The 11,612-nt window shown below is 33.3% G+C and carries 9 protein-coding genes; 6 read left to right on the plus strand and 3 right to left on the minus strand.

Annotation, left to right across the window (positions count from 1 at the left end):
• Positions 1-73 precede the first annotated feature (73 nt).
• Both MHB47_RS01555 and ssuE read left to right on the plus strand, forming a co-directional pair.
• Positions 74-1,483 (plus strand): LLM class flavin-dependent oxidoreductase, encoded by a 1,410-nt coding sequence (locus MHB47_RS01555; protein ID WP_002506548.1) that lies wholly within the window; start codon positions 74-76, stop codon positions 1,481-1,483.
• Between the two features lie 115 nt (positions 1,484-1,598).
• Positions 1,599-2,138, plus strand: coding sequence for an NADPH-dependent FMN reductase (ssuE, locus tag MHB47_RS01560; protein ID WP_340754604.1), 540 nt, complete (start codon positions 1,599-1,601; stop codon positions 2,136-2,138).
• Positions 2,139-2,210: 72 nt separating this feature from the next.
• Here ssuE and MHB47_RS01565 read toward each other — a convergent pair whose 3' ends face one another.
• Together MHB47_RS01565 and MHB47_RS01570 are read right to left on the minus strand one after the other, a co-directional pair.
• Positions 2,211-2,870 carry a hypothetical protein gene (locus tag MHB47_RS01565; protein ID WP_340754606.1) on the minus strand — a complete coding sequence of 220 codons (660 nt, stop codon included), beginning with the start codon at positions 2,868-2,870 and terminating at the stop codon, positions 2,211-2,213.
• A gap of 125 nt (positions 2,871-2,995) precedes the next feature.
• On the minus strand, positions 2,996-3,751 hold the full coding sequence (locus tag MHB47_RS01570; protein ID WP_325983330.1) for an IclR family transcriptional regulator: 756 nt from the start codon (positions 3,749-3,751) through the stop codon (positions 2,996-2,998).
• A 143-nt stretch (positions 3,752-3,894) separates the two neighbouring features.
• Between MHB47_RS01570 and MHB47_RS01575 the strand changes: the two genes are divergently transcribed.
• Positions 3,895-5,256: a gluconate:H+ symporter gene (locus MHB47_RS01575; RefSeq protein WP_340754613.1), complete on the plus strand. Its 1,362-nt coding sequence runs from the start codon at positions 3,895-3,897 to the stop codon at positions 5,254-5,256.
• Between the two features lie 21 nt (positions 5,257-5,277).
• Positions 5,278-6,297, plus strand: coding sequence for a zinc-binding dehydrogenase (locus MHB47_RS01580; RefSeq protein WP_340754615.1), 1,020 nt, complete (start codon positions 5,278-5,280; stop codon positions 6,295-6,297).
• Between the two features lie 113 nt (positions 6,298-6,410).
• Here the strand turns inward: MHB47_RS01580 and MHB47_RS01585 are convergent, their stop codons facing one another.
• Entirely contained in the window at positions 6,411-8,000 is a 1,590-nt protein-coding gene (locus MHB47_RS01585; protein ID WP_340754617.1) for an L-lactate permease, read from the minus strand.
• Between the two features lie 421 nt (positions 8,001-8,421).
• On the opposite strand from MHB47_RS01585, the gene MHB47_RS01590 reads away from it, so the two are divergent.
• Both MHB47_RS01590 and argF read left to right on the plus strand, forming a co-directional pair.
• Entirely contained in the window at positions 8,422-9,675 is a 1,254-nt protein-coding gene (locus MHB47_RS01590) for an MFS transporter (RefSeq protein ID WP_002506552.1), read from the plus strand.
• A gap of 528 nt (positions 9,676-10,203) precedes the next feature.
• Positions 10,204-11,235 (plus strand): ornithine carbamoyltransferase, encoded by a 1,032-nt coding sequence (gene argF / locus MHB47_RS01595; protein WP_340754619.1) that lies wholly within the window; start codon positions 10,204-10,206, stop codon positions 11,233-11,235.
• The last annotated feature ends 377 nt before the right edge of the window (positions 11,236-11,612 follow it).

Raw genomic sequence — 11,612 nt, forward strand, 5'->3', positions numbered from 1 at the left:
TTACATGATAAATGAAAATGGAAACATGAAATATAAGTACAGGTATCACTTAAACTCATAGGAGGTAATAACAATGGGAAAAAAACAAATACATTTCAATGGCTTTATTCAGAACTCACCAGCACCACATGCAATTGGACTTTGGAAACATGACAAACATGAAGGTGCGCAACATGGCACAATCGATTATTGGGTGAAGCTTGCAAAGCTTTTTGAAAAAGGAAAGTTCGATTCATTATTTATCGCTGATGTATTAGGAACATATAGTGAATATGGCAATGATTATAAAACAGCTGTACAACATGCTGTTCAAGTCCCAGATCATGATCCTTTATTAGTGATTTCTGCTATGGCGCAAGCAACAGCACATGTAGGGTTTGCGCCAACTGTATCTACAACTTATTTTCAACCGTATGATATTGCGAGAAAATTTTCTACATTAGATCATTTAACACATGGTCGTATTGGTTGGAACGTTGTGACATCTTACCTAGGAAGTGAAGCGGAAAATTTAGGGTTAACAGAACGTATGCCTAAAGAAACAAGATACGATCGTGCAGATGAATTTTTAGATGTAACGTATAAATTGTGGGAAAGCAGTTGGGAAGATGATGCAGTTGTAAAAGATAAAGCTACTAACACGTATGCAGATCCTGATAAAGTACATTTAATTAATCACAAAGGTCGTTTCTTTAATGTACCTGGACCACATATTGTAGAGCCATCTCCACAACGTACACCAGTATTATTCCAAGCAGGTGCTTCAGATAAAGGTCGTAACTTTGCAGGTAAACATGCAGAAGCAATCTTTGTCGTGAATCATTCACTTCAAGGTTTGGCTAATGATGTAAATGACATTCGTTCTAGAGCAACACAACAAGGCAGAAATAAAGAAGACTTAAAGGTATTTACTATGATTGTTCCCGTTATTGGTGATACGGTAGAAGAAGCAGAACAATTACATCAAGAGTTAATTCAACATATCACTTATGAAGGAACTGCTGCTTTATTAAGTGGACACACAGGCATAGACTTTTCTCAATTTGATCCAGATCAATATTTAGAAGATATTGAAACAGACGCAATTCAAAGCTTGTTAGATATTTATGCGAAAGATCCGACACGTAAATGGACACTGAAAGAGGCTATTAAACATCATGGCTTAGGTATTGGCTCAGTTCGCTTTGTCGGTACACCTACTCAAATTGCTGATGAAATAGAGCATTGGGTTGAAGTTGCTGATGTAGATGGATTTAATATTGCCTATGGAACGATACCAAATTCATATGAAGATTTCATAGAAAAAGTCGTTCCAATATTACAAGCACGTGGCGTTTATCGTAAAGATTATGATGAAGAAAATACAACACTTAGAGAAAATTTATTCGGTAAAGGTGAAAAGTATTTAAGATCAACGCATCCAGGATCACAATATAAACCGCAATTAAATGAACAATATAGTTATAGTACAGCAGAAATTTAAATTTGATAGAGATAAAGCGCACAACAATAACATGTTTGGTTTTAAAAAAATTGAGCTCCTGTCAGGTGTCTGAGAAAGTATAAGCAGTTTGAATAAATAAAGGGGGACATTAAAGATGGCAAGTGTAGCAATCATTGCAGGTGGAAATAAATTACAATCTCGTTTAACAGGTATTGTCGAGTATGCTGAAAAATATCTAGAAGATGAAGGTATTGATACAGATGTTGTACACGTTCATCAATTAGACGCAGAAGCGTTGATTACAGCGGATTTTTCTAATGCGTCTATTAATGAAACACATCAGAAAATAGAAAGCGCAGATGGTATTATTATCATATCTCCTGTATTTAAAGCAGCTTATTCAGGTATTGTTAAAACGTATTTAGATTTATTACCAAGAGGTGCTTTCACAGGTAAGACAGTATTGCCGTTAGCATTAGGCGGAACCTTTGCACATGTATTAGCAATTCAATATAGCTTAGATCCAGTGATTAAAGAATTAGGTGCAGATACAATTCACAAAGGTAGATTTATATTAGATAAACACATCACTTCTAATGAAGACAGCACTTATGATTATGATCAAGAAGCAAAAGATGGATTAGATAAAACGTTAAAAAAGTTTGTCAGTGACAAATCACAGGTAAGGGAATAATATTTTGAATATAAAAAGGATGGGAGTGTGACATCAATACATGTCTTGCTCCCATCCTTTTTATGTATAAATTTATAAAGATACTAAAGACCATTGATGTTTGTCGTCGTAAGTTAATTTGAAGTCTTGTGTTTCAATAGCTATCGGAAATGTAGTAGATGCTTTATCAGAAAAAATCCATTTTTTATTTTCTGGCGTCAATAAAATATAACACTCATCGTCTGAATCACACATGAAATTTAAACCTTCTGGAGAAAATGAGCGCGCTTCATGTGTTGTAAGATGATGATTGATTAAAGCTTGATACACATCGTCTAGCTCATTACATACAAATCCGACTTCACTAATTCTTGAAAATTCAGGATCATCCGTCATATTAGATACCCTTGCAATGAGTTCGACAATATTACCTGAAGGATCATTAAAATAAAGTGAATGTGCAGCAAAGGATTCAAAATAAGTTGTGTGTTGACCATCTTCCATTAATAAAAATAAAATATTTTGATAGTGTTGTTTCATATCATAAAAATGATTGTAAGGAATATCTATTGCAAAGTGGTAAAACGGTTGATTGATTTCTTCAGATTTTTGAAAATGTAATTGAGTTTCCCCAATTTGAACAATAAAAGAATCTTGATCAATAACTTGAACAGGACATTCTAATGTTTCTTCGTAAAACTGCAAAGTTTCTTCCAACTCAGATGTTAATAATGTAACATTTTTAAATTTCATTTGTAGATCCCCATCCAATCCCATTGTTTAGTTTGGCAAATAAATTTAATTAATAAGTTAATTGTACTTTATCAAAATATTAAGGAGTATGATAATATAACGAAGTTATAAAGTAAAAATACACTTTAATCTATTGGATATCCTAGGTGTTTTGAAATAGCATTTGCAGTTGATTTTAACTTATCAATAAAAAAGGCTTTTTTATTTAGTTGAGACGTTGAAAAAGATAAGCTTATTGCACCTTGAACTTCATTTTTATAGTTAACAAAGTAAGTGCCAACACAAAAAATCCCTTTTTCATTTTCTTCATTATCCTCTGCATAGCCTTGATCACGAATTGATTCTATTTCTTTCATAAGAACTTCAAAATCGGTAATGGTTTGTTCAGTATAACTTTCAATATTAGAACTATCCCACACAGCTCGAATAGCTTCATTACTATAAGTAGATAAAATAGCTTTTCCCACAGCAGTGGAATACATTGGTGCTCGTTGTCCTATTTTTGAGGCCATAGCATAGACAGTATTGTTAGGAATAAATTTTTCTATATATAAAATTTCATTGCTGTCTTCGAGGACTAAATGACATGTTTCGGATACCTCTATAGATAATTTGCTAATTAAACTTTTAGCAATGTTTAAGTAATCGATCTTTTGAATACTTGAATAACCTAATTGAAATAATTTGTAAGTTAATTCATATTGATGTGTTAAAGAATTTTGTTTTACATAATGATTATCAACAAGAGATTTTACTAATCGGTGGACTGTTGTTTTTGATAGATTGCTTAATTCAACTAGTTCATTAAGTGAAACCGGGCTGTGTTTAGATATTGATTCTAATAAAATTAGGGCACGATCAATAGACTGAACATTTGACATAATCTTCCTCCTTTGATTGACAGCGCTCTCATTAGCGCTTTATACTAATAATTAATTCCTTTATATGATATACCATTTCATAATGTGGAATAAACATAAAACTTAAAATTTTATATTTTTAATAATAAAAGGGGCGTGTTGATGTGTTTGGAGAATTATGGCCATTAATCAGTGTTGTGTTAGGCGTCATTGTACTATTAGTTTTAATTATTAAATTTAAGATTAATGCATTTATATCTTTAATTGTGACATCCATTTTTACAGGTATTATCCTAGGTATGCCATTAAATGAAATAGTTAAAACAGTTGAAACAGGTATGGGTAGCACTTTAGGAAGTGTAGCAATTATATTCGGTTTAGGAGCAATTTTAGGTAAGTTACTTGCTGACGGAGGCGGAGCAAATAGAATTGCGGATACACTTATAGATAAATTTGGAGAGAAATATATCCAATGGGCGATGATTTTAGCGTCATTTATTATTGGTATTGCATTATTTTTTGAGGTAGGTCTTGTATTGTTAATACCTTTAGCATTTACAATTTCTAAACGTTTAGGCGTATCTCATATGACTATTGGTATACCAATGGCCATTGCATTATCAGTGACACATGGCTTTTTACCACCGCATCCAGGACCAGTTGTCATAGCAAAAGAATTAAATGCGAACTTAGGGCAAGTGCTACTTTATGGCATGATTATAGCCATACCTACAGTTGCCATTGTTGGTGGTTTACTTGTGAAAATATTACCTAAATTATCACCAAGTGCGTTCACTAAAAAAGTAGATATGACAAATGTAATTTCTCAGGTATCTATTGAAGAAAGATATCGTCCAGGGTTTGGTATTAGTGTGTTTACTGCATTATTACCTGTTATTTTGATGTTGTTTGCTACAATTGTTCAAATGATTACAGGACACCAAGATAGAGCGACAAATCAGTTTGAAAGTATTACTTACTTTATCGGTAATGCACCAATTGCAATGCTAATATCATTACTTTTTGCAATATATTCAATGGGTGTACGTAGAAATAGAAATATGAATGAGATTATGGAAAGTGCAAAATCTGGAATTATTCCTATTGGGATGATGTTACTTATCTTAGGTGCAGGTGGTTCATTTAAAGAAATATTAATCGATGGCGGTGTTGGAAAGACAATTGAGCACATGTTTGTTGGTTCGAGTATGTCTCCAATACTTTTAGCATGGATTGTTTCATCATTACTACGTATTGCGCAAGGTTCAGCAACGGTTGCCGCTATCTCAACTACAGGAATCGTCTTACCGCTACTACAAGCAACAGACGCTAACTTAGCATTAGTAACTTTAGCTATTGGTGCAGGTAGTATTATTTTTTCCCATGTTAATGACACTGGCTTTTGGATTTTTAAAGAGTACTTTGGTTTAACGGTAAAGGAAACATTTTTAACTTGGTCGTTATTAGAAACCGCTATATCTGTCTGTGGATTAGGATTTGTTTTAATTTTAAATATGATTATTTAAAAGAAAAGGAGTATGTAAAAAATGAAAGCTGTATATATAAATGGTAAAGAAGATATTGTCTTACGTGATATTGATGCAATTAATAAAAATATTAATCAAGATAAAGTGTTAATTGAAGTGAAATATGTAGGTATCTGTGGCTCGGATTTACATTATTTATCTGAAGGTATAAGTGGAGCAGCAGTGATAAGAGAACCATTAATACCTGGTCATGAGTTAAGCGGTATCCTACTTGAAGAGATGAAGTACAAAGGGCAAACATTGCCTGAAGGTACTAAAATAACTGTGCATCCAGCAACTTACGGTGAGAAAATTGACCGCTTGCCTCATAATCCAGAGGTTTGGCCAAACGGCTCATACTTAGGATCTGCAAGGTATTTACCACATAAACAAGGTGCCATGGTTGAAAAAATGATAGTAGATAAAGCGCAAATATTACCATTACCTAAAAATGTATCTTTAAAGAGCGGTGCATTAGCTGAACCACTAAGTGTGGGAATGCATGCAATTAACTTGGCCGGCGGTGTTAAAGGAAAAAAAGTACTTGTTTCTGGAGCAGGTCCCATTGGTTTGCTTGCGGCAGGTGCAGCTTATACTATAGGAGCAGAAAGTGTGATGATTACAGATATGTTAAATGAACCTCTGGAACGTGCTAAAGACTTAGGTGAAATTGATACACTGAATATAAAAGATAAAGATGTACCAGAAGATTATTATGATGTGGTATTAGAATGCTCAGGTGCAACGCCAGCTGTAACAACAGCTTTTAAAGCAGTTAATATTGGAGGAACAATCATTCAGGTAGGTAATATAGAAAATGAAAAAGCTTCTATTAATTTAGGGACAATCAATGTAAAGCAAGTAACATATCGAGGGTGCTATAGATTTAATAGTGAGATAGAAGACGCATTAAAAGTTTTAGATGAAAATGAAAAAATAGAGAATGTGGTCACACAGACTTATAGTATTGATGACTTTAAAGAAGCGTTTGAAATTGCTGGAAATTCAAAATTATCATCTAAAGTGATGATAAAATTTTAAGTTGCTATCCATGGATATCCTAAGTGTTTTGCAGCATTAAAAAAGAACATATAAAAACAGACTAAATGCTAATCAAAGCACTTAGTCTGTTTTTTTATTAATTTCTAATTAAATTAGAAGAAAAATAGTGTGAAGATATACGCACTAATACCTGCAAGTGCACAATATAATAGTGCTGGTCCGAGCGTTTTTCTAATAACACTACCTTCTTTACCTGGCATATCGACAACAGCACAAACTGCAACAACGTTATGAACACAAATCATATTACCTGCAGCGGCACCAATAATTTGTGCGGCTAATACAGTGAATGGTTCAGCACCAATTGCGTTTGCGATGTTCATTTGAATTGGTGAGAATGTAAGTGTTGAAACAGTAGCGCTTCCTGTAATAAAGGAACCTAAGGCACCTAAGAATGGAGCGACAAATAACCAAATTGGACCTAAGTATTGGGACATAGCATTAGCTATGTACTCAGGCATACTAATTAAGTCATTGGCATTAATACCAGAGTTAATGAAGACGTGAACCATTGCTAGTGTCGCAATAAGCGTAATACCTGTAATTTTAATTGTACTCAATGATTCCTTACTAGCTTTAGTTAGGTCTTTAAACGGTTTTTTCTGAATGAGTATCGCAAATATTGCGGATAGTATTAAGATGGTTCCGGGTGAATATAACACTTCCCAATCTGATGAAATCTCTTCAAAATTCATTATATTAGTCCAAGTTAAATCTAAAACACTTGTTGTGAAATCTTTAATAAATGGTACCGTTCTTGTGAGTAGTAATAAGACAACTACCATTAAATACGGTGCCCAAGCTGTTAGCAAACTCATTGAGTGTTCAGAGTCATTAGTTTCATATGAATCATCTAAGCCATCTTTCCACTCAGTCTTAGGCAATAACCAACCTTTACTTGCAGTTATAACTGCTACTATTAGACCAGTTAATGAACCTAAAATTGCAACGAACTCTGCGCCAAATAAGAATGCATAAGCAAATGCTGAACCTGCATAAACAACACCAATTAAAGCGAGCCATGGTAACATTTCAAGTATAGATTTTAATTTGTTTTTCTTACCAAAGAAAACAACTAAAGTAATGATTACAATAACTGGAATGAAAATACCACTTAATAAATCTAATGTAGTAATACGTTCAGCAGTAGATTGGAAGAATGCACTGTCAGCGTCTTTCAATGTACTCAATCCTACAAGGACAGGCGTACCAACCGCACCAAATGATACGGCCACACTATCTGCGATTAATGCAGATACTACAGCAATCATTGGTCTGAAACCTAAAGCTACCATTAATGGTGCTGTAACCATTGCAGGTGTACCAAAACCAGATGCACCTTCAATAAGTGATCCGAATAAGAAAGCGACGATAATCACTTGGACACGCATATCTCCAGATATTTTCTGGAAGCCTGAATTAATACGATTTACAGCCCCAGTTTGTCGTAAAGTATTAAGTAATACAAGCGCACCGAATAAGATATATAGAATCGTAAACGTTTTGTGCGTACCTTGTAATAATGAGGCAATTACGACATTACCTTTCATACCCCAAACAAATATTCCCAATAACGTAACAACAATTGCACTGATTATCATACCTTTTAAAGCTGACATACGAAGTAGCACTAAAAAGATAAACGGTACAATTACTGCACTTAAAGCAATTAATAACAGCATATATTTTAACCCCTAACTTACAAATTAATATCATCTAGTCATATGATGATTAAATCATGATTATTGTAAACGTTTTCAGTATAAAAATCAATCATCTGTAATTAATATATAACTTAAATAATTTATTAAACATATCAAAAAAATAGCTGAGTTTATTTAATAGAGTACTATAGAAGGTGTAATAATACAAAAAGTATCTATTATTAATTATAAATCGAAACAAAACGAAAGGAAACGAAAATAAATTTGCATTATTAGAAAAAATACAATAATATAAAGGCAATATATGAAAGCGTTTTCTAATCAATGACCATGAACGACAACAATTAAAATTTATTTTATCACTTAGCTTTTTAGTATGTTTTGCAATTGTATAAGTAGCCATAAGTTATCAATTTAATGACATAGGGGTGTGTTAAATATGAATAAAAAATTAACGAAAATGGGAATGCCACCAACCTTATTATGGGGTTACATTGGCGTATTAATATTTATGATGGGGGATGGATTAGAACTTGCATGGATTAGTCCTTATCTTCATGATCATGGCTTATCCGTTCAACAAACTGCAATTTTAACGACTTGTTATGGTGTGACGATTGCAATTGGATCTTGGTTCTCTGGTGTTTTGGTCGAAATTATTGGACCGCGTAAAGTTATGTTATTAGGCACAGGTTTATATATTGTTGGTCATATTATATTTGTAGGATTTGCGATACCTACGATGAATTATGAATTAATGATTCCATCGTATGCTATTCGAGGATTTGGTTATCCGTTGTTTGCTTATTCATTTTTAGTTTGGGTGGCTTACCGTTCACCTCAAAAACGATTAGGTGCCGCAGTAGGTTGGTTCTGGTTTGTATTTACAGGTGGTTTAAGTGTGCTTGGTTCATTCTATTCTTCATTTGCAATTCAATGGTTTGGTCATGTGTTCACTTTATGGACAGCCATTATATGGGTACTTATCGGAACATTTTTAGCTGTATTTGTAAACAGAGATCAATTTGAAATAGAAGATAAAGGGCATGGTGTTAAAGAACATGTAAAAGAAATGGGCGCTGGAATTACGATATTAAAAAGAGAACCACGTGTTGCAGTGGCATGTATCGTTAGAATAATTAATCAAGCGGCACAATATGCATTTCCATTGTTCTTACCAATATATTTATCATCCAAAGGTATTGCAACGACGACTTGGCTCAATATTTGGGGAACAATTTTTATCGCAAATATTATATTTAATTTAATATTCGGTGCGTTGAGTGACAAGATTGGTTGGAAGAATACAATCTCATACATCGGTGGTGTTGGTTGTGCTGTGTTTACATTAGGATTATATTTTGTACCAGAATTATTTACAGGTAATGTATTTGTCGTTGGTACTGTAGGATTTTTATGGGGGATGTGTCTAGCAGGATTTGTTCCAATTTCTGCGCTTGTACCTTCTCTTGTAGGTGATGGCGATAAAGGACCAGCGATGGCTATATTAAACTTAGGCGCAGGGCTATGTGTATTTGCTGGACCTGGGTTAGTAGCGTTATTCTACGATAGTATTGGTGTAAAAGGGATGATGTACTTAATCTTTGGATTATATGTGGCAAGTGCAATTATGACACGTTTCTTAAAAACACCTGAAGAACGTGCAAAACTTAGTAAGAAAGAAGCAACATAATCGTAAAAAAGCATGTATTTAAAAAATAAATATTTATCGTTATGGGAGTCCCATTCTAGTTTGGAAATTAGAATGGGACACTCTTATTTTAAAAAGCTAATTATGCAATCGTTTTGAAATGGTGTGGAAATGAAAGACTAATTTTCTTGGAACTCTCCAGAAATAACTTGAGCAACAATCTGTTTGATTACAGCCACAATTTCATTTAACAGAATCGATCACCTCCGTCAGTTAAGTAGTTCAGGAACATTGTAGTATAAAAAAGTAGTGTAATGTGCATTCGTGCATAACTCAAAAAATAAATTTCACAAGTGTGATTCATTAAAAAACACATTGCATAAATGCTTTGAAAAACTGCATGAATGTTAAAAACATTAGTTTAAATTAGTGCTGTTTATCAAATGATGTAAGATAATATTTTGAACTTTAATTCAATAATATACAGAATAAAGTATATTTATACTTGTTTTATCTGTTAATTACGTATATTATGTATATAAATCTTATAAAAATATTGGAGTGATGAAAATGGGGTTGAACACAACAGCTTTAAATAAGTTACAAGTTTTTAAAGGGGAACACTTTCTGAAAACATGCGATTTTTCAGCAGAAGAATTGAATACATTGATAGATTTTACTGGAGAGTTAAAGGAAAAGAAAAAACGTGGGATCCCTCATCCTTATTTAAAAGGAAAGAATTTAGCGTTACTCTTTGAAAAACCCTCTACAAGAACACGTTCGGCATTTAGTGTTGCCGCGTATGATTTGGGCGCATACCCAGAGTATTTCGGCCAAGGAGATATTCACTTAGGTGTGAAAGAATCTACAGCTGATACTGCAAAAGTATTAGGACGTATGTATGATGGTATTGAATTTAGAGGTTATCATCAAAAAGATATAGAATCTTTAGCTAAAAATGCCAATGTACCAGTTTGGAATGGCTTGACGAATGAGTGGCATCCAACGCAAATGATTGCGGATTTCTTTACATTAAAAGAAAATTGGGGAACTTTAGAAGGCAAAACATTAACTTATGTAGGTGATGCTAGAAATAATGTAGCACATGATTTACTTATTACTGGAGCAATATTAGGCGTTAACGTACATATTGCTGCACCTAAATCTTTACAACCTGATGAAGCAATTCAAAAGTTAGCTAAGAATTATGCTGCACAATCTCAGAGTGAAATTTTAATTACGGATGACGTGAATCAAGCGATTTATCAAACAGATGCTATTTATACAGATGTATGGTTATCAATGGGTGAAGATCAATCTGTTTTGGAAACACGTATTAATGAGTTATTACCTTATCAAGTCAATGAATCGATGCTACTGAATACAATGAATCCTGAGGCAATCGTCTTACATTGTTTGCCAGCATTTCATGATTTAAACACTGAAGTAGGACAACAGATTTATGAAAAATATGGCTTGTCTGAAATGGAAATTACGGATGACGTATTTCAAGGTGAGCACGCTGTGATATTTGATCAAGCTGAAAATAGATTACATTCTATAAAAGCAATTATGTCAGTGACACTAGGCGATATATTTTAAGCGAAGTAATAGCTGTAAGGGGAGGGATAGAAATCAAATTTTAAATTTTGATTTCTATCCCTCCCCATTTTTTTGCACACCATACGAAGTCACAGATTATAGTCTTCAACCACTATTATTTACCGAAAATATTGGCTCAAAACACTGCCGAGAAACTTTTAATATGACAATGTAGATTGTAAAGCGCCTTTGATAGGTCAAAAAGATTACTTAATATATAAAGAAAATTGTTGTTTAAGTGAACTAAACGGGATTTATAATGAAGGGCTTACATAAAAAGAGTTGTATCTTTTGAAAATATTTTTCATAATGGATAATTGTATTGATTATCATTTTCTTTGCTTGTATATTTATGGTAATTAGGAGGTTAATCAATT

Origin of the sequence: Staphylococcus sp. FSL K6-3157 (assembly GCF_038005145.1) — a bacterium.
Lineage (GTDB): Bacteria > Bacillota > Bacilli > Staphylococcales > Staphylococcaceae > Staphylococcus > Staphylococcus equorum.

Coding starts and splice junctions, on each gene's coding strand:
- argF (WP_340754619.1), top strand. CDS start 10,204: ATGGGGTTGAACACAACAGCTTTAAATAAGTTACAAGTTTTTAAAGGG.
- ssuE (WP_340754604.1), top strand. CDS start 1,599: ATGGCAAGTGTAGCAATCATTGCAGGTGGAAATAAATTACAATCTCGT.
- MHB47_RS01565 (WP_340754606.1), bottom strand. CDS start 2,870: ATGAAATTTAAAAATGTTACATTATTAACATCTGAGTTGGAAGAAACT.
- MHB47_RS01590 (WP_002506552.1), top strand. CDS start 8,422: ATGAATAAAAAATTAACGAAAATGGGAATGCCACCAACCTTATTATGG.
- MHB47_RS01585 (WP_340754617.1), bottom strand. CDS start 8,000: ATGCTGTTATTAATTGCTTTAAGTGCAGTAATTGTACCGTTTATCTTT.
- MHB47_RS01570 (WP_325983330.1), bottom strand. CDS start 3,751: ATGTCAAATGTTCAGTCTATTGATCGTGCCCTAATTTTATTAGAATCA.
- MHB47_RS01580 (WP_340754615.1), top strand. CDS start 5,278: ATGAAAGCTGTATATATAAATGGTAAAGAAGATATTGTCTTACGTGAT.
- MHB47_RS01555 (WP_002506548.1), top strand. CDS start 74: ATGGGAAAAAAACAAATACATTTCAATGGCTTTATTCAGAACTCACCA.